Source organism: Pandoraea commovens (assembly GCF_024704525.1).
Taxonomy (GTDB): domain Bacteria; phylum Pseudomonadota; class Gammaproteobacteria; order Burkholderiales; family Burkholderiaceae; genus Pandoraea; species Pandoraea commovens.
The window spans coordinates 2,081,892-2,106,503 of record NZ_CP102780.1; the positions used below are offsets into that span (position 1 = coordinate 2,081,892).

Consider the following 24,612-nt stretch of genomic DNA (forward strand, 5'->3'; position numbering starts at 1 on the left):
CACACCGTGATGCCGGTCGTAGTGGTTCACATCCGATGGATCCGGGACCGCGCGGGCCCCGATCAGGTCGTCTGCACCGTGCTGCGCTGGATCGGCCAGTTGGCATACGACAGAAGCCAAAGAGAGACGACGTTCACGACCGGAATGAACGCCAGCACCGTGAACCAGGGGGAGAAGCCGAGCCGGGTGAGAATCCGCCAAACGGGGAAGCCGATGAGCACGATGCTGACGAGCAGAGCAAGCAAGCCTGACGAGTTAGCCATGAGATGTCTCCCGAAGCGCCCCACCCATTGCAGGGCGTACCGGCAAGTATAGGCAGACGGACAGGGGGGCTTTGCCCGGCTTCCCAACGGTTCCCGGATTGTGTCCTATCCTGAAAACACTGCCGGGTGCGCCGGTGGGGCCAATTGCGGCAGTTGTGCCAATCGCGCTTCGGTCCCCCTCATGGGAGGAAGTCATGGAACTGCATCTCAGCTCGCATCGCTACACGCATCGCTCGCCAGACTGGGCGGCTGCGGCCGTTGCCGGTTTTGTCGCCTGCGCGTTCTTTTCTGCTGTCGAAATGCTCATGGTGCTGCTCGTCTCGGGGCAGAGTCCGTGGGTGCCGCCCCGCATGGTGGCCGCCATCGTGCTTGGCCCCGGCATCCTGTCGCAGCCCGCAACATTCGACGTGTCGATCGTGGCCATGGCGCTGATGGTGCATGCGGCCATCGGTGTCGTGCTCGGCGTGGTGCTCGGGGCCATCATTGCGCCGTTCCGGCTGGATTCGGATGTCGTCACGGTATCGGTTGCCGGTGGCGTCTTCGGGCTGGTCGTGTACGTCGTCAATTTCTACGTCATGACGCAGATGTTCCCGTGGTTCACCGAGTCGCGCGGCTGGACGATGCTGGCGGGGCACATCATCTTCGGTGCCTTCGCGGGATATATGTACTGGGTGCTGCGCCAGATGGAGGAGCGGGCAGCGGCCGCCTGAAGACCTCATGAATGCCCCGCAACCCCTTGAGGGACGGGGCAGTGACCCGCCCGGCGGCAGTGCGCGCGTTGTGCCGTCGGCCGGTCAATATGTCGGGTGAACGCACTTTGGTGCAATTAACAGATTTTTCTGTTATGATGCGTCAACTGCAATCGTGCGTCCGTCACCTTCGGATCCGCTGAAGGCAGTCTTCCGTGGCATGAAGCGCCCGGCAGGTGTTCCACCCGCCCGGCACCGTCAGCCAACGTGTGGCACGAAAATCACTACAGATGTGTCGCACGATGTGCCGACGCATGTCACCTTGAACGCTTAGACGTTCACGCCGCCGTTTCGACAAAACGGCTGGCCATCGATCCCCGAAACAGGAAGTCGTACAGAACACCCGAATTGCGCCTTGCGAGCGCATGACGGATCGCACCCGGTCTTTTGCCGTGCGCGACGTTCAGCAGCGTCGTCTGTCGTATGTCAGTCATGCTTTTGTCGCATTACCGTCATATTGGGCAGATAGGCTGCGTGCACTTCACGGAAACATTTGTGCGAAATTGCACTCTCATCACCGTAAGCCGATTCGAGAGGGATAGTTATTAGTCAAATTTTTTGCAGTAAAGAAGGATACAAAATGAAAACATCGCAATACCAAGAATTCCAGTACAGCGTCCGTGCAGTCGAGCGAGACAACGCTCGTTGGGACGCGTTCTACGAGATTCACCGCCCGACACAGTGCGGCATGGAAAAAGTGGGTGCCTATCAGGTTCAGAGCGCCTACGGTTTTGCCACGCAAGGTAACGCCCTTGATGACGCGGAGCGCAACGCTCGCGCGGATATCGAGCAGGGCATCGTCTACTACCAATAAGGTCGACGGCCGCTTGCGCATTACCTCGTTCCGATTTTTCCCGCATTTTCCCGTTTCTTCCCCCATATCTGATGTGCGCGATGCTGGCATCGTCGCTTTGCGACGGTGCTATAGTCCGGCCTTTCGCACTGAAATGGCTGGAGAGTCGGTAATGGAATGGATGTGCAAGTCGTTCGATGAACTGGGCAGCGCGCTGCTTTACCGAATCCTCGCCGCACGCAACGCGGTATTCGTGGTCGAGCAGCAGTGCCCGTATCAGGACATCGACGGTCGCGATCCGTACAGCCTGCATCTGGTCGCGCAAGTGCGCGACAGCGCGAACCCGGCAAGCGACCTGCGAATCGCAGCGTATTTGCGACTTCTGCCGCCCGGGCTCGCCTATGACGAAGCGTCGATCGGACGCGTGATCACCGCCGCTGCGCATCGCGGCACCGGTCTCGGTCGCGAGCTGTTGGCGCGGGCGGTGGCGATTACCGAAGCGCAATGGCCCACCGCTGCGGTGCGCATCGGCGCGCAGGCGCATCTCGAAGCGTTTTATGGCGGGTTCGGTTTCGTCAAGGCGAGTGAGCCATATGACGAAGACGGCATCATGCATATCGAAATGGTGCGCCCCGCAGTGCAGCCGCAGTAGTGGCAGACAGCGCGTTTGCGGATTGCGCAATCGCACGCTGAGCGAAGCAGAAAAATGCAATATCGGCCGGGCCATCGCGCCCGGCACTACAATATCTCCCATCGTAGTTCACGCGTTTCCCGACACATGGCCTTGTATTCCATCACCGGCGCCCAATTGGCGTTCGGTCACCTGGCATTGCTCGACAATGCCGATTTCTCGCTCGAAGCCGGTGAGCGCGTCGGACTTATCGGACGCAATGGCGCCGGTAAGTCCTCGCTGCTCAAGATCGTGGCGGGCCTCACCGCGCCGGACGATGGCCTCGTGGCCCGTCAGGCCGGTTTGCACACCGTCTACGTGCAGCAGGAGCCCGAGTTCGATCCCGAGCAGTCCGTATTCGATGCCGTAGCGCTTGGCCTCGGCGATTCGCACGTGTTGCTCTCCGAGTACGACCGCACTGCAGAAGCGCTGTCGGTGGCACCGGAAGGCGCAGAACACGACGCGTTGCTCGCCCGCCTGAACAGCCTGCAATCGTCGCTGGATGCGGCCGATGCGTGGCAGTTGAAGACCCGCGTGGAGACGACGATCGCGCAACTCGGACTCGAGGGCCACGCACGTGTGGGGGCGCTGTCCGGCGGGATGCAAAAGCGCGTTTCGCTCGCGCAGGCATGGGTGGCCAAACCCGATGTGCTGCTGCTCGACGAACCGACCAACCACCTCGATTTCGACGCCATCCGCTGGCTTGAAGAATTGCTCGTCGGCTATCGCGGTGCGCTGCTCTTCATCACCCACGATCGGAGCTTCCTCGACCGCGTGGCCACACGCATCGTCGAACTCGATCGCGGACGTCTGCTCTCCTATCCCGGCAACTTCACGCAGTACCAGGAACGCAAAGCCGAACAGCTTGAAATCGAGCGCGTAGAGAATGCGAAGTTCGACAAGTTGCTCGCGCAGGAAGAAGTGTGGATCCGCAAGGGCGTCGAGGCTCGCCGCACGCGCAGCGTGTCACGTATCGAGCGTCTGAAGACGATGCGCAACGAGCGCGCGGAACGTCGTGAGCAGCAGGGCAACGTGCGCATGGACGTGGCGCAGGCCGAGAAGTCCGGCAAGATCGTGGCCGAACTCACTAACGTGACGAAAGCGTACGGCGGACGCACCATCGTGCGTGACTTCTCGGCGACGCTCATGCGCGGCGACAAGGTCGGCCTGGTCGGCCCGAACGGCGTGGGCAAGACGACGATGCTCAAGCTGATCCTCGGCGAAATCACGCCGGACAGCGGGCAAATTCGCGTCGGCACGAACCTTCAGGTCGCGTACTTCGATCAGATGCGCGCGCAGCTCGATCCCGAACGCAGTCTGCTCGATACCATCAGCCCAGGCAGCGACTGGATCGAAATCAATGGCGCGCGCAAGCACGTCATGAGCTATCTCGGCGACTTCCTTTTCTCACCCGAGCGCGCACGTTCCCCGGTGAAGTCGCTGTCGGGCGGTGAGCGAAATCGTCTGTTGCTGGCCCGTCTGTTTGCGCGTCCGGCCAACGTGCTGGTGCTTGACGAACCGACCAACGACCTCGACATCCCGACGCTCGAACTGCTCGAAGAACTGCTGGAGGAGTACTCCGGCACCGTGTTCCTCGTGAGCCACGACCGGACGTTCCTCGACAACGTGGTGACCTCGGTGATCGCGGCCGAAGGCGACGGCAACTGGCGTGAATACGTGGGCGGTTTCACTGACTGGCAAGTGCAGAGCGAACGCTCGGCGGCACTCGCTGCGCAGCGTGCACCGGTGGACGAAGCACCTAAGGAATCGGTGGCAGCGTCCAAGCGCGGCACCAACCGCACCGTCAAGCTCAGCTACAAGGAGCAGCGTGAACTGGACGGATTGCCGGAGCGCATTGCCTCGCTGGAAAACGAGCAGAAGGACGCCGCAGCGCAGATCGAAGACGGTTCGATCTTTGTGAAAGATCCGGCTGCGGGTGCGGCGCTGTCCGAACGTTTCGAAGCGATTGAACTGGAATTGCTCGAAGCGCTCGAACGCTGGGAAGTGCTTGAAGCCAAGCAGCGCGGCGAAAACACGTGAGTACGCTTGCGCAGTAACAACGTCGTAGGCGGCCGGTTTTCCGGCCGCGTTTCATTGGGCTATTGGTCCATGTCATTCGGGTGCAGTCCGAGTGACAGTACAATAGGCCGCGATTCATCGGGCGCGATGCGCCTGCCGTGCGTCGGCAGGCATCGCGCGCACCCGAAGTGCCCATTTGAAGTGCCCATTATGTGGGCGCCGCAACACAAGTCGTTGATCCGGCGTCACTTTTGTCATGTGTTAATGGGTTTTCCCCGTGGTTGTCCACAGGAAATGTGGATAAGCGCCGGGCGTCGTACCCCAATTCAGTCACGCTATGTCGAAAAAAAATACGCCTGCCCAGTACAGCGAAGCGTCCATCAAGGTCCTGAAGGGCCTTGAGCCGGTCAAGCAGCGCCCGGGCATGTACACCCGCACCGAGAATCCGCTGCACATCATTCAGGAAGTCATCGACAACGCTTCGGACGAAGCGCTGGGCGGTTACGGCAAGCAGATTCTCGTCACCCTGAACAAAGACGGTTCGGTCAGCGTCGAGGACGACGGCCGTGGCATTCCTGTCGGCATTCACCCGGAAGAGGGTGTGCCGGTGGTGGAAATCGTGTTCACGCGCCTGCACGCAGGCGGCAAGTTCGATAAGGCCGCTGGCGGCGCTTATACCTTCTCCGGTGGCTTGCACGGCGTTGGTGTGTCGGTGACGAACGCCCTGGCGACCCGGCTGGCCGTGACCGTCTGGCGCGACGGTCAGGTCTCGGAACTCGAATTCGCAGACGGTGGCAACGTCAACGTGGCGCTTCACTCGCGTGCATCGCAACGCGGCGAGAAGAAGAGCGGCACGCGCGTGACCGTCTGGCCGGATGCCAAATACTTCGACAGCCCGACATTGCCGCTGGGCGAACTGCAGCGTCTGTTGCGCTCGAAGGCGGTGCTGCTGCCGGGCGTGCGCGTCACGCTGCGTCAGGAAAAGAACGGTGAAGAACAGACGTGGTTCTACGAGCACGGCCTGCGGGGTTATCTCGTCGAATCGCTCGGCGGTGCAGAGCCGCTGATTCCGCTCTTCGAAGGCGAGCGCTTTGCCGAGGGTGACGAAGACAGCTTTGCCGAAGGCGAAGGCGCTGCGTGGGTCGTGGCCTGGACGGAAGATGGCGCGCAGGTCCGCGAGTCCTACGTCAACCTGATTCCCACGCCCGCTGGCGGCACCCACGAATCGGGGCTGCGTGAAGGTTTGTTCCAGGCGGTGCGAGGCTTTATCGAATTGCACAACCTTCAGCCCAAGGGCGTGAAGTTGCTGCCCGAAGATGTGTTCTCTCGCGTGTCGTTCGTGCTCTCCGCGAAGGTGCTCGATCCGCAGTTCCAGGGGCAGATCAAGGAGCGTCTGAACAGTCGCGACGCCGTGCGGCTCGTGTCGTCGTTCACGCGCCCTGCGCTGGAACTGTGGCTCAACCATCACGTCGAGCATGGCAAGAAGCTCGCCGAACTCGTGATTCGTCAGGCACAGGCTCGTACGCGCGCTGGCCAGAAGATCGAGAAGAAGAAGAGTTCGGGCGTGGCCGTTTTGCCGGGCAAGCTGACCGATTGCGAGACCGAAGACATCACCCGCAATGAACTGTTTCTGGTCGAGGGCGACTCGGCCGGCGGCTCGGCGAAGATGGGCCGCGACAAGGAATTTCAGGCGATTCTGCCGCTGCGCGGCAAGGTCCTCAATACGTGGGAGACCGAGCGCGATCGCCTGTTCGCCAACAATGAAGTGCACGACATCGCGGTGGCGATCGGCGTCGACCCGCACGGTGCAAACGACACGCCCGATCTGTCCAATCTGCGTTACGGCAAGATCTGTATCCTCTCCGATGCCGACGTCGACGGTTCGCACATTCAGGTGCTGCTGCTGACGTTGTTCTTCCGTCACTTCCCGCAGCTCATCGCCACGGGGCACGTCTACGTGGCGCGTCCGCCGCTGTATCGCGTCGATGCGCCAGCGCGCGGCAAGAAGCCCGCGCAGAAGCTCTACGCACTGGACGAAGGTGAACTCGAAGCCATTCTCGACAAGCTGCGCAAGGATGGTGTGCGCGAAGCCGCATGGTCCATCAGCCGCTTCAAGGGCCTGGGCGAAATGAGTGCCGAACAGCTTTGGGAAACGACGATGAATCCCGACACGCGCCGTCTGAGCCCGGTGGCGCTCGGTCATCTGGATTTCGACGCGACCGTGGCACGCATGAACATGCTCATGGGCAAGGGCGAGGCGGCACAACGCCGTAGCTGGCTCGAAGCCAAGGGCAATGAAGTGGAAGCCGACATCTGAGCCTGACAACACGGGAAGGACCGCAGGCGCGGCGTCGGTACTTGCAGGTACAGCACTTGAAGCGTAGCGAAGTCGCACTCACGCAGGGCAAACCAGCGTGAGTGCTCACATAGTGGGATAATCCACCCTTCACCCTTCCGGGAGTCGCGTTATGTTGCGTTCTATGCGTTGCATTTTCGTGCCGATGTTGCTTGCCAGCGCAAGCGCCACCGTCTTGGCACAGTCGGCCCAGCCGCGCGTCTTCTTCGTTGCCCCTGCGGACGGCGCAACGGTATCCAATCCCGTAAAGGTTCAGTTCGGCGTCGAAGGCATGGCGATCAAACCGGCGGGCGAGGTGTTGCCCAATACCGGTCATCACCATCTCATCATCGACGGCGATTCGATTCCGGCAGGTCAGGTCGTTCCTACCGACGACACACACCTGCATTTCGGCAAAGGTCAGACCGAAACGAGCGTCAATCTGACGCCGGGCGATCACACGTTGACGATGCAATTCGCCGACGGTGCCCATCGCTCGTACGGTCCGGCCATGAGCCAGACGATCAAGGTGCATGTCAAAGGTCAGCAATAATCAGGTTTCGACGGCGCAGCGCCTCCAGGCGCTGCGCCGAAAGCTCTCTCTGCGGCAACTCGCAGGGCCCGCGCTGGCAGCCGCGCTGCTTGTCGCGACGCCTCTCGCGCACGCCGAACTCTACGGTTACGTCGACGAGAACGGTGTCGCACATCTCGCGGCACGCAAGCTCGATGCGCGCTATCGGCTCGTGGTGAGTAGCGGTGGCAATGGTGGTAGCGTCGATCTGCGCGCACAGCAGCAGGGCGGTGCCGTCACCGGTGCAGACCGCTCGCGTCTGTACGATGCGCTGGCCCGACATCCCAATCTGAAAAAGCTCGCACCCGTCATTGCGCAGGCGGCGCAGAAGTTTCATGTCGACGCGGCCTTGCTCAAAGCGGTCATCGCGGCCGAGTCGGGTTTCGATAGCGATGCGGTATCGCCCAAAGGTGCCGTCGGTCTGATGCAGGTGCTGCCGACGACCGGGGAGCGTTATGGCTTGCGGGCCGATGCGCGCCGCACCGTTGCCGACAAACTCACCGATCCGCGTACCAATGTGCTGACAGGTGCCCGTTATCTGCGTGATCTGCAGGCGCGTTATCCCGATCGTCTCGAGCTCGTGCTCGCCTCGTACAACGCGGGTGAGGGGGCCGTGGCACGCCACGCCGATCAGATCCCGCCGTATGCAGAGACGCGCGATTATGTCGCGGCCATGCTTGAACTCTACCGACGCTTCAACCCGGAGGGGGGCGACGCTGCGCCGGGCAATGGCGTGATCCGCGCGAGCGGGGGCGGCGGGAAGATTGGCAACGCGCGGGTCAACGGATCGCGCGACGGCCGCATTCACGTCATTCTGGGCGCGCCGCAGGGCCTGCCCGTCGTGCCTGCTACCATGCCGAACGCGTCGATACGCGATTCGGCTGCATCGACACTGTCCGCACCGCCGACCACGGACTGAGGCATCGGTTGACGCCGCTTGGCGGCGTCTTCGGAATCGCCTTCGAGGTCCCGCGTGTCGTTCGGTGGTCGGCTCAGAATTCTCCGAAATCCGCGTGGAATGTCGGCAATTTCGATGGCCGTCGCTCCGAAATCACGTCTTGCTTTGTCATTCGGACGCGTTTTTGCCAAATTGTGCCGGTGAGCTTGGTATGATCTCGCGGTCAACGTCCACCCGAACTCTCATCAAACGTTCGCAGCAAACCCACAGGTTTTATGGAACAAGTAGAAGATCTCTTTACGCAACCGTCGGATGACGACACGCTAACGCTCGGCGCGTATGCCGAGCGCGCTTATTTGGACTACGCGATCAGCGTGGTCAAGGGCCGGGCACTGCCGGACGTCTGCGACGGCCAGAAGCCGGTCCAGCGCCGCATTCTGTTCGCGATGAACGAAATGGGCCTCGCGTCCGATGCTAAGCCGGTCAAGTCGGCGCGCGTCGTCGGCGACGTGCTCGGCAAGTTCCACCCGCACGGCGACCAGTCTGCTTATGACGCGCTGGTGCGTCTCGCGCAGGACTTCTCGATGCGTTATCCGCTCATCGACGGTCAGGGCAATTTCGGCTCACGCGACGGCGACGGCGCGGCAGCCATGCGTTACACGGAAGCCCGCCTGACGCCGATCGCCAAGCTGTTGCTCGACGAAATCGATGCAGGCACGGTCGACTTCGTGCCGAACTACGATGGTTCGACCGAAGAGCCGCGCCTGTTGCCTGCGCGCTTGCCGTTCGTGCTGCTCAACGGCGCGTCGGGCATTGCCGTGGGTCTCGCGACGGAAATTCCGTCGCACAACTTGCGCGAAGTGGCTTCGGCGGCTGTGGGGTTGATCCGCAATCCGAAGATGGACGACGCTGAGTTGATGACTCACGTGCAGGGACCGGACTTCCCCGGCGGCGGGCAACTGATTTCGAGCGCAGCCGAGATTCGCGCCGCTTATGAAAGCGGACGCGGCAGCCTCAAGATGCGCGCGCGCTGGAAGATCGAAGAAATGGCGCGCGGCCAGTGGCAGGCAGTGGTGTATGAACTGCCGCCGAATACGTCGGGCCAGAAGGTACTCGAAGAGATCGAGGAACTGACCAACCCGAAGGTCAAGCTCGGCAAGAAGTCGCTTACGCCGGAGCAACAGAACCTCAAGCAGTCGATGCTGGCCATGCTCGACGCCGTGCGCGACGAGTCCGGTAAAGACGCCCCCGTGCGTCTGGTGTTCGAGCCGAAGTCGAGCCGCATCGATCAGCAAGAATTCATCACGATGCTGCTCGCGCATACGAGTCTCGAGTCGAGCGCATCGGTGAACCTCGTGATGGTGGGCGCCGACGGACGTCCGGGCCAGAAGTCGTTGCGCGACATCATTACCGAGTGGATCGGCTTCCGCTTCGAGACGGTCACGCGTCGCACGCGTCACCGTCTGGGCAAGGTCGACGACCGTATTCATATTCTCGAAGGCCGGATGATCGTCTTCCTGAATATCGACGAAGTCATTCGCATCATTCGTGAGTCCGACGAGCCGAAGGCCGCGCTGATGAGCGCGTTCAGGCTGAGCGAGCGGCAGGCGGAAGACATTCTGGAAATTCGTCTGCGTCAGTTGGCGCGTCTGGAAGCGATCAAGATCGAGCAGGAACTGGCGTCGTTGCGCGACGAGAAGGCGAAGCTCGAAGATCTGCTCGCCAACGAAAGCACGATGAAGCGTCTGATCATCAAGGAAATCGAAACCGACGCGAAGCAGTTCGGAGACGATCGTCGCACGCTGATTCAGGAAGAGAAGCGTGCAGTCGCGGAAGCCCGCGTGGTCGACGAGCCGGTGACGGTCGTGGTGTCGGCCAAGGGCTGGGTGCGTGCGCTCAAGGGGCACGGACTCGACGCACAAGGATTCTCGTTCAAACAGGGCGATGCCTTGTATGGCGCGTTCGAATGCCGCACCGTCGACCCGCTGATCGCGTGGGGCAGCAACGGGCGCGTTTATTCGGTGGCCGTAGCCCAGTTGCCGGGCGGCCGTGGCGATGGCGTGCCGCTGACGTCGCTGATCGAACTGGAATCGGGTTCGCGTTTGCTGCATTACTACGCAGCCTCCGGCGATCAGCCGCTGCTGCTCGCGACGTCGTCCGGCTTCGGTTTCACGACCAAGCTCGGCGATATGGTGAGCCGCGTGAAGGCAGGCAAGTCGTTCATGACCATCGACGACGGGGCTGAGCCGCTCGCACCGACGCCGATCTGGCAGGGCGCCAGTGCAGTCGCGTGTCTGTCGAGCGACGGGCGTCTGCTCGTGTTCGGCATGGACGAAATGAAGGCGCTCACAGGCGGTGGACGCGGCGTGACGTTGATCGGTCTTGAAGCCAAGCAGACGCTGGTGTCGATCGTGCCGATCAGCGAGGCGGGCGTGACGGTGTATGGCGAAGTGCGTGGTGGCAAGATTCAGTCCGAGACGCTGTCGGGCGCATCGCTCGCACCGAACATCGGCAAGCGTGCGCGCAAGGGCCGTTCGCCGAATGTGAAGTTTGCGACGTTCAAACCGCGTTCGCTCGAGCCGGTGTTGCCGGCCGCGCCGAAGGCATCCTGACGGAGTCCCGCATGAGCGTTTACGCCTTCAGTCTGTTCCTGCATCTGGTCAGCGTGGCCGTTTGGATCGGTGGGATGTTCTTTGCGCTGGCCTGTCTGCGGCCAGCGTCATCGGAGTTGTCGCCGCAGCAGCGTCTGCCATTGTGGGAGGCGGCGCTCACACGGTTCTTCACGTGGGTGGGCGTTGCCATCGTGCTGATCCTGCTGTCCGGCGGGCACATGATGATGGGCATGGGCGGTTTGCATGCCCGCTGGCCTGTGCATGCCATGGCGGGGATCGGCGTGCTGATGATGCTTGTCTTCGGTCACATTCGCTTCGCACTTTTCCCGCGGTTGCAACGGGCCGTGCAGGCGCAGTCGTGGCCGGACGGCGCGGCAGCCGTCAACGGTATTCGTCGTCTCGTGATTCTGAATCTCGTGCTGGGTATCGTTGTGATCGGACTGGCGGCGTCGCTTCGCGGCTGATCTCGGCGATCGCGGTGATTCAGACTGGCCGGGTTCCGTCGTCGACGGTCCCGGCCACCTCATGACACAGGGCGACGAACGCTTGCACGAGCGGGCTGTTGTCGTCGCGGCGCTTGCCGAGTAGCAGCGCCGAGTGCGCATCCGGTTCGCTGAAGTCCATGAAGTGCGCGCCTTCGATCTGAATGCAACGCACGGCGGCCGGTAGCACGGCAACGCCCAATCCACTTGCCGCGAGGGCGACGATGGTCGTCGACTCGCGCGCCTCCTGAACGACACGCGGTGTAAAACCCGCGCGCTCGCACATCCTCCGAATCTGCCCGTCGACTGCCGTCCCCACGCCGTTGGGATGCATGATGAACGCTTCGTTGGCCAGATCGGCAATCGACACGCTGGCGTGCTTTGCCAACGCATGGCCCTGATGCAGGACGACAACCAGCGCCTCGTCGATCAACGTCTCGAAACTGAGCCCTGCCACCGGTGGTGCGTTCTCTGCCTGGCGAAGCAGGCCGATGTCCAGCGTCCGTTCGATCAGGGCTTCGCGTTGGTGCTCCGACGGTGCCTCGCTGAGCGTCAGCGTCACACGCGGATAACGCTGACGGTAGGTCGTCAGTACGCGCTTCATCACGTTCGTCATGGGCGCCGACGTCGTGAACGCGATACGCAACTCGCCCGCATCGAGCCCGGCGATTTGCTGCACTTCGAGACGAGCTGCTTCGGCATCGGCAAGAATCTGGCGCGCACGCACAAGAAACGCACGTCCGGCCGGTGTCAGGAAGACGCGTCGTTGCGAGCGCTCGAAGAGCGGCACGCCCAACTCATCCTCAAGCGCCCGGATCTGCATCGATAGCGGCGGCTGCCCGATGTTAAGGCGCTGCGCGGCCCGGCTGAAATGCAGTTCCTCGGCGACGGTCACGAAGTAGCGTAGGTGACGCAGTTCCATACCTCAGGCCTCGATTGATCTGTTTTATATATAGAAATAAGGCTTAAATATATATTGGACGCGAGGTAACGGCAAACCTATCATTCGTCGTATACATTTCACCCTTGGTTCGCGCGAGGCGAGCCAGCGTCATGGCATCAACCAACTCCCTACCTTTGTCTTCCGGCGGTGCGTCCGCCGGTAGTGCGTCTTCCCTCAAACTACCGGCGGGCGTTGCGCGCGGTACGCGCGAATACGCCGTCATCAGCCGCGCCCTGTTCTTCGGTGGTTTTTCGACGTTCGCGCAGCTTTACTGCATGCAATCGTTGCTGCCCTTGCTGACGACCACGTTCGGCATTAGCCCGGCGCAGGCCAGCTGGTCCGTTTCTGCGGCCACGATGATGATGGCGCTCGGTTTGCTCGTGACGTGTGTCGCGGCCGATCGCGTGAGCCGCAAGCGAATGATGACGATTGCACTGCTCAGCTCGTCCGTCCTCACGCTGGCCAGCGCATTCTCGACGAACTTCGAGACCATCGTGATTCTGGCGGCGCTCAAGGGACTGGCCTTGTCCGGATTACCGGCCATCGCCATGGCGTATCTGAGCGAGGAAATCGATCAGCGCTCGCTCGGCATGTCGATGGGACTCTATATCGGCGGCAACATCCTTGGCGGGATGGCCGGACGAGTGATGGCGGCATTTGTCGCCGACATGTTCTCGTGGCGCGTGTCGGTGGGGCTGATCGGCCTCGTGTGTCTTGCCATGGGCCTTGAGTTTGCCCGGAGCCTGCCGCATTCGCGTCGCTTCACTCCGCGTCATATGACGGTGCGCGAAGCACTCGGACATGCGCGCCGTCATCTGGGCGACCCCGCGTTGCTCGGTCTATACCTGTTCGCGGGTCTGATGATGGGCAGCTTCGTCAGCGTCTACAACTATCTCGGGTTCTATCTGTCGGCACCGCCGTTTCATCTGCCGCATGCGGCCATCGGCGCGATTTTCACGATGTACCTGATCGGCGTCGTCGGGTCGTTCATCGCAGGGCCGCTGTCAGATCGCGTGGGACGCCCCCGTCTGTTGTGGGCGCTTGTTGCACTGGCGATGGTGGGGCTTTTCACGATGCTCGCGTCGCAGGTGTCCGGCGTGGTGATCGGTCTGGCGATCTTCACGTTCGGCTTCTTCGGTGCGCACACCGTGGCGAGCAGTTGGGTCGGCCGACGCGCCACGGAAGGGCGAGCGATTGCGTCCGCGCTGTATCTGTTCTTCTACTATCTGGGGTCCAGCCTGCTGGGCAGCTTCTCGGGCGTCATGCTCAAGTCGCACGGCTGGCATGGCGTGGTCGCGTTGCTGTCGGTGGCGGTGGTGCTGTCGCTGGGTGTTGCGATCGCCATGCGTCGTGCGTATGGGACGGGAAAACCGGCTGCCATCGCGTAACCGCTACCGGCACACGCATCCACATAAAACAACAGCCACCCTCGGGTGGCTGTTGTCGGATGCCGCGATGCCGTCAGGCAAGTTCGGCAATCAGTTCGATTTCGACACACGCACCCAGCGGAATCTGCGCCACGCCGAAGGCCGAGCGGGCGTGCTTGCCAGCCTCGCCGAACACTTCGCCGAACAGTTCCGATGCGCCGTTCGTTACCAAATGCTGCTCGGTGAATTCCTGCGTCGAGTTCACGAGGCTCATCAGCTTCACAATGCGTTTGACCTTGTTCAGGTCGCCCGTGTGGGCGTGCAACGTGGCGATCAGTTCGATGGCGGTAGCGCGAGCGGCCGCTTTGCCGTCTTCGACGCTGACATCCTTGCCGAGCTTGCCGGTCCAGATCTTGCCGTCCTTCTTGGGCAGGTGGCCCGAGAGGAACACGGTGTTGCCGGTCTGTGCGGCCATCACGTAAGCGGCGGCGGGGGCGGCGGACGACGGCAGTTCGATACCCAGTTGCTTCAGTTTGTCGTAGACGGACATGTACGGCTTCCTTGCAAATTCGTTAATGGAACAAAATCGGGGATCATCGATTCCGATGGCGGGTCAGGCGGCGCGGCGCGTGAGCGCATCGGCGATCAGCGTGCCAAGACGCGCGACACCGATTTCGATTTTCTCGGGCGGCACCGTGACGAACGACAGTCGAAGCGTATTCGATTGCGGCGTCCCCACATAGAAGGGCGCGCCGGGCACGAACGCGACATTCTGTGCGATCGCTTTTTCCAGCAACTGCATGGTGTCGATGCCTGCGGGCAATGTCAACCAGATGAACATGCCGCCCGCGGGTGTGGTCCACGTGGCGTCGGTCGGCATGTGATTCTTCAGCGAAGCCAGCATGGCCTGCGCCTGTGCGGCGTAGAGCGTGCGAATCGACGGGATGTGCGTGTCGAGAAAGCCGTCCTTGACCACTTCGTACGCGATGCGTTGCGTCAGGCTGGGTGTATGCAGATCGGCAGCCTGCTTGGCCTGCACGAGCTTGGCGATCACCGCCTTCGGGCCGATGATGAAACCGAGTCGCAACCCGGGTGCGAGCACCTTGGAGAACGATCCCATGTACAGAACGTGCTCCGGTGCGAGCGACATGAGGCTCGGCAAACGCTGGCCTTCGTAATCGAGTTCGCCATAAGGATCGTCTTCGATGATGGCCAGTCCGTCGCGTTTGGCGATGGCGGCCAGCGCTTCGCGGCGTGCCATCGGCAGGCGTCGTCCCGTCGGATTCTGGAAGTTCGGCATCGCGTACAGGAAGCGTGCGCCCGCCACCAGTTCCGGCGTCAGTGCCTCGGGCAGGAGGCCGTGATCGTCGGTCGGCACCGGCACGTACTTCGGTGCGAACAGCGAAAACGATTGCAGTGCGCCGAGATAGCTCGGTGCCTCGACAAGGACGCGGCTGCCTTCGTCGATGAATATCTTGCCGATCAGATCGAGGCCTTGTTGCGAGCCGGTGGTGATTAGTACGTTCTCAGGCGCAACCGTCAGACCGTCGCGTGAGTAACGCTTGGCGACCCATTCGCGCAAGGGTGCGAAGCCTTCCGTCGCACTGTATTGCAGTGCCGCTTGCGGCGATTCGGTCAGGACGCGATCAGCGGCGGCACGCATTTGTGCGACGGGAAACGTGGCGGGCGAGGGCAGGCCGCCAGCAAATGAAATGACGTCCGGGCGCTCGGTTACCTTGAGAATTTCGCGAATGGCCGAGCTGGTCAGATTGCGGGCGCGTTCGGAATATTGCCAATCGTGCATGATGGTCTCGCTTTGAGAGTGCGGCCTTTTCTGAGCGGCCGCGAGTAACGAGCGTTGCGGGTGCCGGGCGCGTGAAGGCAGGCGCAACGTCAGGGGGCTGACACGTCGCGGCGCAGGGATCGCATGCGCCGCGACGTGTCGTCAGACCGGTTTGCCCGTGAGTCGCGAGGCGCCGATCTTCATGTTTTTGCCGAGTGCGATGGTCAGCACGACACCGGCGGCAAACAGCCAGGTGACCGCATCGACTTGTTCGCCGAAAAAGAGGGCGGACAACGCAATCGTGAAGAAAATCTGAAGCAATTGTACTTGGCCCACGCGCGCGATTCCGCCCATGGCGAGACCGGCATACCAGGCGAAGAAGCCGATGAATTGCGAGAAGAGGGTGACGTAGGCGAACGCGCCCCAGGCCTTGCCGCTTACAGGCCACGGCTGCTGCCATGCAAGCCAGCCGACCGGCACCAGCAACACCGGCGCGGAGACCACGAGTGCCCAGCAGATCACTTGCCAGCCGCCCATGTCGCGCGCGAGCTTGCCGCCCTCTGCATAACCCAGCGCGCCAATGACGACGGCCAGCAGCATCAGTCCGTCCGCCGCATGCAGGCTACCGCCACCGGCGCGAAGCGCGAAGGCAACGACGAGGGCGCTGCCGAGCAGAGCAAACACCCAGAAGCCACGCGAGGGGCGTTCGCCGCCCAGCCAATATGCGTAGATCGCGACGAAGAACGGTTGCAGGCCGTTGACCACGGCCCCGTGAGACGCGGGGATGGTTTTCATGGCCCACGCCGAGAAAACGGGGAAGGCGATGATCACGCCGAGCGAGGTGATGGCCAGGCTCTTGACTTGCGACCACGTCGGCCACGGTTCCTTGCGCCACCAGAGCAGCGCGCCCGCGAAGACGGCCGCCACCAGCGCGCGTCCCAGTCCGTTAAGCAGCGGATTGACCTCCGCCACGACGATGCGCGTCATGGGCAACGTCAGACTGAAGATGAGCACGCCGATCAATCCGATCAGCATGCCCCGGGATTCGCGCGAATTCATGGTGTCGCCTCGTGGTTCTCTGTTGCTATGTTGTCCGCCCGCCATGCACTGTGCCGGGCGTTGGGGTCGGTTGTGGCCTAACGCAAGGTGCGTGGGCCGTTGGGAGTTTCGATTTCTGCGGCGAGCGACGGCTCGACCAGCGTCGCTTCGACGTTGACGAGGGCATCGGCACCCAGCCACTGCAATTGTTCTGCGATCACCGTTGCCTGCGGATGGAATCCACGCAGCGTGGTGACGGCGCAATCCGCGCACGGCAGCGCATCTGCCGGGTGTTGCGGCGAATCCCACTGGATCAGCGTAGGCAGAAGACCCTGCCCCACACCTTGCCACGACGGCAGGCTACCGTCGTCGGGCACGCCGATCTGCCAGGTCAGTGCGCCGCGCTGCATCGCCACGACCGGCGCCAGACGTTGCGGATACTGTGCCTGCCAGCGCGGCAGCGAACGCGGACGATCGACGCGCGCCACCCAGTGCGCAAGGTACGGGCCGCGCGCGAGGCGCTCCCGAACGGTCTCGTCGTCGAGTCCGAACCAGCGCGCACGACTCGGCGCGGGGGCTTCCGGATCGATGGCGATGATCTCGAGATAGGCACCGCCCCACAGACCTAGCAAACTGTTGTGCGTGCCCATGCGCGCGTGCTTACCGCCGCGTTGCGGCACGACGTCCGTGAGGCCAAGTTGCTCGATGACGTGCGCTTCGCCCGCTTCCAGCGTTTCTGCGGCGACGACAAGATGGTCCAGTTTCAGGGCGTGAGGTGCGGTCATGTTCGGTTCGGGCAGCAAAGACGGGCGACAAAAAACGATAGCTTACTCTGCCTGCGCGTCGATGCCGCGTCTTCCGAGGCCCGCGTCGGCAAGTCCGGTGGAGCGGTCCGCAGCACGATCTGCGCGTCCAGCGTTGCCGGAGTTACCCGCGCAAGAGTCGCGCTACCGTCCCGTCGGCCCGCTTCGTACGATTAGCCAGGCGCACCGCAACGTTGCGCCACACCAGCCGCAATCCGGTACCCAGTGCGCGTCCGCTGCCAGACGCGGAAAGCGTCTTTGCAGGCTGACTCACACGCATGCGCGCGCCTTCCTGCCAAGTACCCAGCCACACGCGCTGCCCGCCGCGAATCTCGAAGCTCTCGCCTGCACGCAGCCAATGGTCGTGCGGCTCGCCTTCCACGGTGAGCCAGAGCAGGCCCTGCAACACTTGCAGCGACTGCGGCGGTTCGGCAGCCGGGCTCTGCCAGACGACAGTCTGTTCCCGGTCCAGTTCGAAGAGTCGGATTTCACGCATGGCGGTCTCCAGTTGAGAGGACACTTTATCGGTTAACTCCGGTACAGTACCGATACAGATCGTGAGGTAATTCTCGGTACAGTTATGAGTTGACAGGGAAACTGGCTGGCGTAGAGTGGCGTTCCATGACCGGTAGGGGCAGACACTTCTATGCAGATGTGTCTGTCAACCGGGTGGGGTGCGCCGATCGCTGCCCCCGAAACAAACTGCACGCGCGGGCACGACCTGCGCGTGATGCGCATCTCGCGTGGCTTGCCGGAGCGCGACACAGGTGAATGACGATGACGACAACGAACCGCATTTCTCCGCTGATTCTTGCGGACAACGCCGCGCTGGACACCGCGCGAATGACGCTTGTCGATCAGTTGGTGCACTGGGCAAGGTTGCGTATTGAGGAGCGGGTTTTCCTGCCGGGCATGCGTATGCCGTCGATCCGTTCGCTGGCGGAAGACAAACGTGTTTCGCGTTTCTCCGTTGTCGAAGCGTATGAGCGACTGGTGGCACAGGGGTATCTCGAAGCCCGACGCGGCTCCGGTTTCTACGTACGCGAGCGACCGGTTATGCCGCCGCAAAATGCGGCTGCACCGATGGTTACGCAAGGGCCGCTCGACGTCGCCTGGCTCGTGCGCAGCATGCTGCATCAGGTGGCGCCCGAGCGCGGCCCGGGCATGGGGTATCTGCCTGCGACGTGGCTCGACGCGGACATGATGACGTCTGCCATGCGTTCGATGAGCCGCCAGTCGAGCGCGCATCTGCTCCAGGCAGGCAATCCGCTCGGCTTTCTGCCGCTACGTGTCCAACTCCAGACGCAACTCGCGGAGCTTGAAATCGGCGCGCGGCCCGACCAGATCGTGTTGACGTCAGGGATTACGCAGGCCGTGGACTTCTTGTTGCGGCTGTACGTACGTGCTGGCGATACGGTACTCGTCGGCGATCCGGCGTGGTTCGTCGTGTTCGGCCGTATCGCGTCACAGGGTGCCAATACGATAGGCGTGCCCTACACGCCGGACGGCCTCGACATGCAGGCGCTGGAGCGGCTCGTGCAGCAGCACCGTCCCAAGCTGCTCATTCTGAATTCGATTCTGCAGAACCCGACGGGCACCTCGCTGACGCCCGCCCGCGCATTCCAGATTCTCCGTCTCGCCGAGCAGTACGACTTCATGGTGCTGGAAGACGATATCTACTGTGATTTGTGTCCGCCACATCAGCAGGTGGCACGTCTGGCAAGTCTCGATCAGCTCAAGCGCGTGATCTACCTGGGGAGCTTTTCGAAGACCCTCGCGGCGAATTTGCGTGTGGCGTTCGTCGCCTGCTCTCCGGAGTTGGCGAAGACGTTCGTCGACCACAAGATGCTGTCGGGATCGACCACGCCGGAAATCAACGAGCGTATCGTCTACAAAGCGCTGACCGAAGGGCATTACCGACGTCACGTGGAGCGGTTGCGTACCCGTCTGGACGAGGTTCGCGACGGCGCCCGACGCAATCTGGAGCGTATGGGGTTGCGTATGTTCGGCGAACCCACCTCAGGCATGTTCTTCTGGGCCGATACCGGCATCGACACCAACGCCATTGCGGCCGCCGGGCACGAGGCCGGTTTCCTGTTTGCGCCGGGGGCGTTGTTCTCGCCGCGTCAGGCCCCCAGCACGTGGATGCGCATGAATATCGCCTGCTGCAGCGATCCGTCCATGTTGTCATTCCTGTCGCGGCAATTGGAGTTGGCGGCATAAAGCGGCATAAAGCGGCATAAGGCTGCATGAGCCGCTGGCGACGGTGACCTGTACGCCCGTATTCGTGCGCATGCTTTGGGCTTTTGCCGGGTCTTGCCGCTTTTCCCGCCAACTTCGCCCGATCGTCAGCAAAATAGCGCTGAAATAACCTTGCTGGCGGCCTTGAAATGCGCGTCGCCCGTCCCTATGTTCCGACCTGTACCGCCGTTGCGGCAGCGCGCGCAAGGCGCCCGGCGGCGGTCCAGGCTGACACGCCGGACATTCCATCCATCTCACCGATTCATGAGGGTTCCCGACCATGGCGCAAGAAACCATGAGCTTTCAGGCAGAAGTCAAACAGCTTCTGCAACTGATGATTCATTCGCTGTACAGCAACAAGGAAATCTTCCTGCGCGAGCTGATCTCCAATGCCTCGGATGCCGCCGACAAGCTGCGCTTCGAAGCGATCAACAACGCAGCGCTGTACGAGCAGGATCCGGAACTCAAGATTCGCGTGTCGTTCGACAAGGACGCCCGCACCGTCACCATCGAGGACAACGGCATCGGCATGAGCCGCGATGAAGCCGTCGAGCACCTCGGCACCATTGCCAAGTCCGGCACCAAGGAATTCTTCTCGAACCTGTCCGGCGATCAGCAGAAGGACGCGGCCCTCATCGGTCAGTTCGGTGTGGGTTTCTACTCGGGCTTCATCGTCGCTGACCGCATGACGGTCGAATCGCGTCGCGCCGGGCTGCCCGCCGCGGAGGGCGTGCGCTGGTCGTCGGCAGGCGAGGGCGACTTCTCGGTCGAGACCATCGAGCGCGCGCCGCGCGGCACCGCCATCACGCTGCATCTGCGTGAGGGCGAAGACGAGTTGCTGTCGTCGTGGCACTTGCAATCGATCATCCGCAAGTATTCGGACCACATTTCGTTGCCGATCGTGATGCGCGGCGAGTCGTGGGACGAAGAAAAGCAGGCGATGGTCCCCGCCGAGACGGACGAGACCGTCAATCAGGCGAGCGCGTTGTGGACCCGCAGCAAGAGCGAGATCACCGACGAGCAATACACGCAGTTCTACCAGCACATCGCGCACGACATGCAAGCGCCGCTGGCATGGACGCACAATCGCGTAGAGGGTCGCAGCGAATATACGCAACTGCTGTACGTGCCCGGCCACGCGCCGTACGACCTGTGGGATCGCAACTCGCAAGGTGGCCTGAAGCTGTACGTGAAGCGCGTCTTCATCATGGACGATGCGGAGCAACTCCTCCCGAACTACCTCCGCTTCGTGCGCGGGGTCGTAGATTCGGCAGATCTGCCGTTGAACGTCTCGCGAGAAATCCTTCAGGAAAGCCGCGACGTGAAGGCCATCCGCGAAGGGTGCGCGAAGCGCGTGCTCGGTCTGCTGGAAGATCTGGCAGAGAACCAGCAGGATAAGTACACGCAGTTCTGGGGCGCATTCGGTCAGGTCCTCAAGGAAGGCACAGGCGAAGACCAGGCCAACCGCGAACGCATCGCCAAGCTGCTGCGTTTTGCGAGCACGCATAACGATTCGGCCGAGCAGACGGTCTCGCTGGCCGATTACGTCAGCCGCATGAAGGAAGGTCAGGACAAGATCTACTACGTGACGGCGGAGAACTGGGTGGCCGCAAGTCACAGCCCGCATCTTGAGGTGTTCCGCAAGAAGGGTGTGGAAGTGCTGCTGCTGACCGACCGTGTGGACGAATGGATGCTCTCGTACGTCCATGAGTTCGACGGCAAGGCGCTCGTGAGCGTGGCGCGCGGTGATCTGGACCTGGGTTCGCTGGAAGATGCCAGCGAGAAGGAAGCGCAGGAGAAGACCAGCGACGACCTCAAGCCGCTCGTCGAAAAGATGAAGGAAGTGCTCGCCGACAAGGCCAAGGATGTGCGGGTGACGTTCCGTCTGACCGATTCGCCGTCGTGTCTGGTGTCCGACGAGAACGACATGAGCGGCACGCTTCAACGCCTGATGAAGGCGGCCGGTCAGAAGATGCCGGAGTTCCGTCCGATTCTCGAGATCAACCCGGAGCATGCGCTGATCAAGCGACTCACGGCCGAGAGCGCCGACCTCTCCGACTGGACACAACTCCTGTTCGAGCAGGCGTTGCTGGCCGAAGGTGGCAATCTGGAAGATCCGGCGACGTTCGTGAAGCGTACCAACGCGTTGCTGCTGTCTGCACGTTGATTGCATAGCGCAGACGACGGAGCCGTTTTGACGTAACGCCGTCTGCGTAGTGTTATCCGCGTAGCGATGAAAGCCCCCGTGACGTAATGTCGCGGGGGCTTTTTCTTGTCTGATGGAATCCGGCAATGGTCGGCAGGGCCTTTGTTTGCGGGGGGCGGAGTGCGCGGCAGACGGTGGCCGCGTGAGCGGCGCACCGACGCGTTGCACCTTTATAATGCCGAGCCATGACTTTCCGATTTGATGTAAGCGGGCGGCGCTGGCAGGCTGTCCCGGCACCGGCGCTGTCGCGTCGTCACAAGGACTGGTTGACCCGGGGCGGCGCGCTCACGCGTCATTTGTCCACGCTCGGCCGCGTGAGCGTGCGGGTGGTGGCCGAACGGGTAATGCCCGCCGACGCAGATCAATGCCGTGCGATTGGCGTGCCGTTGCGTACGCCGATGTGGGCACGCGACGTCATCCTGCTGGTCGACGACGAGCCGGTCGTAGTGGCGCACAGCGTCACGCCGCTCACGCATAGCCGTTCGATCTGGCAGGCGATGCGTCGCCTGCGTACCCGTCCGCTCGCCGATCTGCTCTATCACGATCCGACGGTCACGCGTTCCGTGCTGGTGTCCAGTCCGCTCGGCCCACGCCATCTGTTGCACGGTCGTGCGCGACGCGATGCACGGGACCCGCTCATGGGTACCAATCCGCGCGCACGGTTGTGGGCGCGTCGTTCGGTGTTCTTGCGTCACGGTGCGCCGCTGCTCGTCACTGAGGCGTTTCTGCCGCGCTTCTGGCGTCGTTTGCAAGCCTCGCATGGCGAGACGGTGAGCGATTGAGCGCCATGCCGACGCCGTCCGCGCTCCAACTCAAACGCAACTTTCCGCCGGTGGTGGACGCCAACACGCGTGTCCTGATCCTCGGCAGTTTGCCCGGCGAGGTCTCGCTCGCGCACCAGCAGTACTACGCGCATCCACAGAATCGTTTCTGGCATCTGGTGGGCGAGGTTCTGGGCGAATCCCTGCCGACGCTGCCTTACGATGCACGCCTCGATGTGCTGCGCGCACACGGCGTGGGGCTTTGGGATGTGGTGGCAGAGGCGCGTCGCGAGGGCAGTCTCGATAGCAACATCCGCTTGCATGCGGGCAGCGATCTCGCGGGCCTGATCGGCACCTTGCCGTCGCTGCGAGCGGTCGCTTTCAATGGTGGCACCGCGGCGCGCATCGGCCAGCGTGCACTCGCCCAGGGCAACGTGCCGTTGCCGGTTGTGCTGCTGCCGTCGAGCAGCCCCGCCTATACGATCCCGTTCGCGACCAAACGCGACGCCTGGCTAGTGCTGCGGGACTGGCTGGGAACGTCGGACGTCTCATCTGCTCACTGAAGGCGACGTGAAACGTCGCGCTTGCGTAGGGGAGAACCGTGTCGCCGACAGGCGAAGCGCGTGAACCCGGTACAATGCGAACCCATCGGAATATCCCGAGCAATACTGAAGGACACATGACCCTCATCAAACGCAAATCCATCGAAGCCGAAGCGTTCGTCGCCGACGACCGTGCCGCCCGTTCACCGCGTCCCACGTACAAGCCGCGTTTCGCGCCGGTGACGTTCTCTGAAATCGGTGGCGTGCGTTACCTGCATTTCGGCACGGAATGGGTGCAAGGGGCGATGCGTCTGTCGAAGCCGGATCGTATCGAGCTGGAATACGCGCAGCAGATGATGGCGTGGTTGCTGTTCATGCGTGCACCGAAGCACGTGGTGCAACTGGGCCTTGGCACCGGCTCGATCACGAAGTTCTCGGCCAAGCAATTCCCGCGCACGCAAGTGACGGCGGTTGAGCTGAACCCGGCGGTGGTCGTCGCTGCCCGCACGATGTTCGATCTGCCGAGCGATTCGCGTCGATTGAAGGTGCTGGAAGCGGACGCGTGGGACTACGTCACCGATACAGCAAATCACGGTGCTGTCGATGTTCTGCAAATCGACCTGTACGACGCCACCGCGCGCGGCCCGGTCCATGACACCCCGGCGTTCTACAAGGCGTGCCGTGCCACGTTGCGCGAGCCGGGCATGCTGACGATGAACCTCTTTGGCGATCACGACAGCTATCCGAAGAACATCCGTCGTCTGCGTCAGGCGTTCGACAATCGCGTGATCGAATTCCCGGAAGTGCATGACGGCAACGTCATCGTGCTGGCGTTCAACGGTCCGCTGTTGTCGGTGGAATGGAAGGACGTGGAAGCGCGCGCCAAGGTGGTGGAAGCCGCGACCGGCCTGCCTGCAAAGCGTTGGGTCAAGCAACTTCGCGAGAAGAATGGCGACGGCGGTCCGGTACTGACGGTCTGACGTTGTCCGCGTAGCTACGCATCGCCGTATCGCAGAAGCCGCAATTTGCGGCAGACGTAAAAAAGCCAGCCGAGAGGCTGGCTTTTTCTTTTGCGCGACGTGCGGTCGCTAAGCGTCGGGACCGTGCAACCGCCTGCATCAGGCGGTGACTTCTTCAGGCAGCGACTTCGTCGATCGTGAGCGCCTCGCCACCGGCGACGATCGCCAGCAGGCGGTCGACGTTCGGGTGAGCGCCGGGGCGGTTACGCGCGTCTGCGGTGTGCTCACCGAAGACTGCCAGGGCATGCTCGGCAGCCTTGGCGTCGAGCGTGCCGAAGGCTTGCTTGATATAGTGGTAGACGGCGAGCGAGCCTTGCTTGCCCGGTGCATTTTCGATGGTGCCCACAACGGCGCCACTGGCATTGCGCAGGTCGATGCGCGCGATGCCTTCGATGCTGCCGATGGAGGCCATCTGGGCGAGGTTTTCCTTGAACACCGGGGTCGGTTCGATGACTGCCATGGTTGTACTGCTCCTGCGGTTACGTCAGATGAATTGAAATCGTTGCGGGCCGAATGT

The 24,612-nt window shown here is 62.4% G+C and carries 24 protein-coding genes; 15 read left to right on the plus strand and 9 right to left on the minus strand.

The window, feature by feature from the left end; translation table 11 throughout:
• Window positions 1-62: 62 nt before the first annotated feature.
• On the minus strand, window positions 63-263 hold the full coding sequence (locus tag NTU39_RS09800; RefSeq protein WP_150664765.1) for a hypothetical protein: 201 nt from the start codon (window positions 261-263) through the stop codon (window positions 63-65).
• A 194-nt stretch (window positions 264-457) separates the two neighbouring features.
• Here NTU39_RS09800 and NTU39_RS09805 point away from each other — a divergent pair, with 194 nt between their 5' ends.
• Entirely contained in the window at window positions 458-973 is a 516-nt protein-coding gene (locus tag NTU39_RS09805) for a hypothetical protein (protein ID WP_150664766.1), read from the plus strand.
• 317 nt (window positions 974-1,290) lie between these two features.
• Here NTU39_RS09805 and NTU39_RS09810 read toward each other — a convergent pair whose 3' ends face one another.
• Complete coding sequence (locus NTU39_RS09810) at window positions 1,291-1,446, minus strand: hypothetical protein (protein WP_174984725.1); 156 nt, start codon at window positions 1,444-1,446, stop codon at window positions 1,291-1,293.
• Window positions 1,447-1,592: 146 nt separating this feature from the next.
• Between NTU39_RS09810 and NTU39_RS09815 the strand changes: the two genes are divergently transcribed.
• The 8 genes from NTU39_RS09815 to NTU39_RS09850 all read left to right on the plus strand — a co-directional run bounded on the left by NTU39_RS09815 (window position 1,593) and on the right by NTU39_RS09850 (window position 11,374).
• Window positions 1,593-1,826 (plus strand): hypothetical protein, encoded by a 234-nt coding sequence (locus NTU39_RS09815; RefSeq protein ID WP_150664767.1) that lies wholly within the window; start codon window positions 1,593-1,595, stop codon window positions 1,824-1,826.
• A 151-nt stretch (window positions 1,827-1,977) separates the two neighbouring features.
• Window positions 1,978-2,457: a GNAT family N-acetyltransferase gene (locus NTU39_RS09820; protein ID WP_150664768.1), complete on the plus strand. Its 480-nt coding sequence runs from the start codon at window positions 1,978-1,980 to the stop codon at window positions 2,455-2,457.
• A 126-nt stretch (window positions 2,458-2,583) separates the two neighbouring features.
• On the plus strand, window positions 2,584-4,515 hold the full coding sequence (locus tag NTU39_RS09825; protein ID WP_150664769.1) for an ATP-binding cassette domain-containing protein: 1,932 nt from the start codon (window positions 2,584-2,586) through the stop codon (window positions 4,513-4,515).
• 316 nt (window positions 4,516-4,831) lie between these two features.
• Complete coding sequence (locus NTU39_RS09830) at window positions 4,832-6,811, plus strand: DNA topoisomerase IV subunit B (protein ID WP_257959752.1); 1,980 nt, start codon at window positions 4,832-4,834, stop codon at window positions 6,809-6,811.
• Window positions 6,812-6,974: 163 nt separating this feature from the next.
• Window positions 6,975-7,382: a DUF4399 domain-containing protein gene (locus NTU39_RS09835; protein WP_373275397.1), complete on the plus strand. Its 408-nt coding sequence runs from the start codon at window positions 6,975-6,977 to the stop codon at window positions 7,380-7,382.
• Window positions 7,363-8,319, plus strand: coding sequence for a lytic transglycosylase domain-containing protein (locus tag NTU39_RS09840; RefSeq protein WP_257959754.1), 957 nt, complete (start codon window positions 7,363-7,365; stop codon window positions 8,317-8,319). The genes NTU39_RS09835 and NTU39_RS09840 overlap by 20 nt, the downstream gene beginning before the upstream one ends.
• A 254-nt stretch (window positions 8,320-8,573) precedes the next feature.
• Window positions 8,574-10,910, plus strand: a complete 2,337-nt coding sequence (gene parC / locus NTU39_RS09845) for a DNA topoisomerase IV subunit A (RefSeq protein WP_257959755.1) — start codon at window positions 8,574-8,576, stop codon at window positions 10,908-10,910.
• An 11-nt stretch (window positions 10,911-10,921) separates the two neighbouring features.
• Entirely contained in the window at window positions 10,922-11,374 is a 453-nt protein-coding gene (locus tag NTU39_RS09850) for a CopD family protein (protein ID WP_150664773.1), read from the plus strand.
• 19 nt (window positions 11,375-11,393) lie between these two features.
• Here the strand turns inward: NTU39_RS09850 and NTU39_RS09855 are convergent, their stop codons facing one another.
• Complete coding sequence (locus NTU39_RS09855) at window positions 11,394-12,314, minus strand: LysR substrate-binding domain-containing protein (RefSeq protein WP_150664774.1); 921 nt, start codon at window positions 12,312-12,314, stop codon at window positions 11,394-11,396.
• Between the two features lie 131 nt (window positions 12,315-12,445).
• Between NTU39_RS09855 and NTU39_RS09860 the strand changes: the two genes are divergently transcribed.
• The gene (locus NTU39_RS09860; RefSeq protein ID WP_150664775.1) at window positions 12,446-13,723 is read left to right on the plus strand and encodes an MFS transporter; all 1,278 of its coding nucleotides are present in this window, start codon (window positions 12,446-12,448) and stop codon (window positions 13,721-13,723) included.
• Window positions 13,724-13,796: 73 nt separating this feature from the next.
• On the opposite strand, the gene NTU39_RS09865 is transcribed toward NTU39_RS09860, so the two are convergent.
• From NTU39_RS09865 to NTU39_RS09885, 5 genes are all read right to left on the minus strand, one after another.
• On the minus strand, window positions 13,797-14,252 hold the full coding sequence (locus NTU39_RS09865; protein WP_150664776.1) for a RidA family protein: 456 nt from the start codon (window positions 14,250-14,252) through the stop codon (window positions 13,797-13,799).
• A gap of 63 nt (window positions 14,253-14,315) precedes the next feature.
• Window positions 14,316-15,506 carry an aminotransferase-like domain-containing protein gene (locus NTU39_RS09870; protein ID WP_150664777.1) on the minus strand — a complete coding sequence of 397 codons (1,191 nt, stop codon included), beginning with the start codon at window positions 15,504-15,506 and terminating at the stop codon, window positions 14,316-14,318.
• 141 nt (window positions 15,507-15,647) lie between these two features.
• Window positions 15,648-16,544 carry a DMT family transporter gene (locus NTU39_RS09875; protein WP_150664778.1) on the minus strand — a complete coding sequence of 299 codons (897 nt, stop codon included), beginning with the start codon at window positions 16,542-16,544 and terminating at the stop codon, window positions 15,648-15,650.
• 77 nt (window positions 16,545-16,621) lie between these two features.
• Window positions 16,622-17,308, minus strand: a complete 687-nt coding sequence (locus tag NTU39_RS09880) for a VOC family protein (protein WP_150664779.1) — start codon at window positions 17,306-17,308, stop codon at window positions 16,622-16,624.
• 142 nt (window positions 17,309-17,450) lie between these two features.
• Window positions 17,451-17,822 carry a DUF2917 domain-containing protein gene (locus NTU39_RS09885; protein WP_150664780.1) on the minus strand — a complete coding sequence of 124 codons (372 nt, stop codon included), beginning with the start codon at window positions 17,820-17,822 and terminating at the stop codon, window positions 17,451-17,453.
• A 281-nt stretch (window positions 17,823-18,103) separates the two neighbouring features.
• Between NTU39_RS09885 and NTU39_RS09890 the strand changes: the two genes are divergently transcribed.
• From NTU39_RS09890 to NTU39_RS09910, 5 genes are all read left to right on the plus strand, one after another.
• The gene (locus NTU39_RS09890; RefSeq protein WP_150576700.1) at window positions 18,104-19,549 is read left to right on the plus strand and encodes an aminotransferase-like domain-containing protein; all 1,446 of its coding nucleotides are present in this window, start codon (window positions 18,104-18,106) and stop codon (window positions 19,547-19,549) included.
• A 298-nt stretch (window positions 19,550-19,847) separates the two neighbouring features.
• A complete protein-coding gene (htpG, locus tag NTU39_RS09895) occupies window positions 19,848-21,734 on the plus strand; it encodes a molecular chaperone HtpG (protein ID WP_257959756.1) in 1,887 nt (628 codons plus the stop codon).
• A 224-nt stretch (window positions 21,735-21,958) separates the two neighbouring features.
• Window positions 21,959-22,555 carry a chorismate--pyruvate lyase family protein gene (locus tag NTU39_RS09900; RefSeq protein ID WP_150664782.1) on the plus strand — a complete coding sequence of 199 codons (597 nt, stop codon included), beginning with the start codon at window positions 21,959-21,961 and terminating at the stop codon, window positions 22,553-22,555.
• A gap of 5 nt (window positions 22,556-22,560) precedes the next feature.
• Window positions 22,561-23,097, plus strand: coding sequence for a DNA-deoxyinosine glycosylase (locus NTU39_RS09905; RefSeq protein WP_257959757.1), 537 nt, complete (start codon window positions 22,561-22,563; stop codon window positions 23,095-23,097).
• A gap of 116 nt (window positions 23,098-23,213) precedes the next feature.
• Complete coding sequence (locus NTU39_RS09910) at window positions 23,214-24,056, plus strand: class I SAM-dependent methyltransferase (RefSeq protein WP_039399362.1); 843 nt, start codon at window positions 23,214-23,216, stop codon at window positions 24,054-24,056.
• A 154-nt stretch (window positions 24,057-24,210) separates the two neighbouring features.
• Here NTU39_RS09910 and NTU39_RS09915 read toward each other — a convergent pair whose 3' ends face one another.
• Window positions 24,211-24,555: a DUF2322 family protein gene (locus NTU39_RS09915; RefSeq protein ID WP_257959758.1), complete on the minus strand. Its 345-nt coding sequence runs from the start codon at window positions 24,553-24,555 to the stop codon at window positions 24,211-24,213.
• Window positions 24,556-24,612: the final 57 nt, after the last annotated feature.

Excerpts from the sequence above, each read along its gene's own strand:
- NTU39_RS09900 (WP_150664782.1), top strand. The coding sequence starts at position 21,959 with ATGACTTTCCGATTTGATGTAAGCGGGCGGCGCTGGCAGGCTGTCCCG.
- NTU39_RS09825 (WP_150664769.1), top strand. The coding sequence starts at position 2,584 with ATGGCCTTGTATTCCATCACCGGCGCCCAATTGGCGTTCGGTCACCTG.
- NTU39_RS09910 (WP_039399362.1), top strand. The coding sequence starts at position 23,214 with ATGACCCTCATCAAACGCAAATCCATCGAAGCCGAAGCGTTCGTCGCC.
- NTU39_RS09860 (WP_150664775.1), top strand. The coding sequence starts at position 12,446 with ATGGCATCAACCAACTCCCTACCTTTGTCTTCCGGCGGTGCGTCCGCC.
- htpG (WP_257959756.1), top strand. The coding sequence starts at position 19,848 with ATGGCGCAAGAAACCATGAGCTTTCAGGCAGAAGTCAAACAGCTTCTG.
- NTU39_RS09805 (WP_150664766.1), top strand. The coding sequence starts at position 458 with ATGGAACTGCATCTCAGCTCGCATCGCTACACGCATCGCTCGCCAGAC.
- NTU39_RS09905 (WP_257959757.1), top strand. The coding sequence starts at position 22,561 with ATGCCGACGCCGTCCGCGCTCCAACTCAAACGCAACTTTCCGCCGGTG.
- NTU39_RS09875 (WP_150664778.1), bottom strand. The coding sequence starts at position 16,544 with ATGAATTCGCGCGAATCCCGGGGCATGCTGATCGGATTGATCGGCGTG.
- NTU39_RS09915 (WP_257959758.1), bottom strand. The coding sequence starts at position 24,555 with ATGGCAGTCATCGAACCGACCCCGGTGTTCAAGGAAAACCTCGCCCAG.
- NTU39_RS09820 (WP_150664768.1), top strand. The coding sequence starts at position 1,978 with ATGGAATGGATGTGCAAGTCGTTCGATGAACTGGGCAGCGCGCTGCTT.
- NTU39_RS09890 (WP_150576700.1), top strand. The coding sequence starts at position 18,104 with ATGACGACAACGAACCGCATTTCTCCGCTGATTCTTGCGGACAACGCC.
- parC (WP_257959755.1), top strand. The coding sequence starts at position 8,574 with ATGGAACAAGTAGAAGATCTCTTTACGCAACCGTCGGATGACGACACG.
- NTU39_RS09815 (WP_150664767.1), top strand. The coding sequence starts at position 1,593 with ATGAAAACATCGCAATACCAAGAATTCCAGTACAGCGTCCGTGCAGTC.
- NTU39_RS09870 (WP_150664777.1), bottom strand. The coding sequence starts at position 15,506 with ATGCACGATTGGCAATATTCCGAACGCGCCCGCAATCTGACCAGCTCG.
- NTU39_RS09810 (WP_174984725.1), bottom strand. The coding sequence starts at position 1,446 with ATGACTGACATACGACAGACGACGCTGCTGAACGTCGCGCACGGCAAA.
- NTU39_RS09885 (WP_150664780.1), bottom strand. The coding sequence starts at position 17,822 with ATGCGTGAAATCCGACTCTTCGAACTGGACCGGGAACAGACTGTCGTC.
- NTU39_RS09855 (WP_150664774.1), bottom strand. The coding sequence starts at position 12,314 with ATGGAACTGCGTCACCTACGCTACTTCGTGACCGTCGCCGAGGAACTG.
- NTU39_RS09830 (WP_257959752.1), top strand. The coding sequence starts at position 4,832 with ATGTCGAAAAAAAATACGCCTGCCCAGTACAGCGAAGCGTCCATCAAG.
- NTU39_RS09865 (WP_150664776.1), bottom strand. The coding sequence starts at position 14,252 with ATGTCCGTCTACGACAAACTGAAGCAACTGGGTATCGAACTGCCGTCG.
- NTU39_RS09800 (WP_150664765.1), bottom strand. The coding sequence starts at position 263 with ATGGCTAACTCGTCAGGCTTGCTTGCTCTGCTCGTCAGCATCGTGCTC.
- NTU39_RS09840 (WP_257959754.1), top strand. The coding sequence starts at position 7,363 with ATGTCAAAGGTCAGCAATAATCAGGTTTCGACGGCGCAGCGCCTCCAG.
- NTU39_RS09835 (WP_373275397.1), top strand. The coding sequence starts at position 6,975 with ATGCGTTGCATTTTCGTGCCGATGTTGCTTGCCAGCGCAAGCGCCACC.
- NTU39_RS09880 (WP_150664779.1), bottom strand. The coding sequence starts at position 17,308 with ATGACCGCACCTCACGCCCTGAAACTGGACCATCTTGTCGTCGCCGCA.
- NTU39_RS09850 (WP_150664773.1), top strand. The coding sequence starts at position 10,922 with ATGAGCGTTTACGCCTTCAGTCTGTTCCTGCATCTGGTCAGCGTGGCC.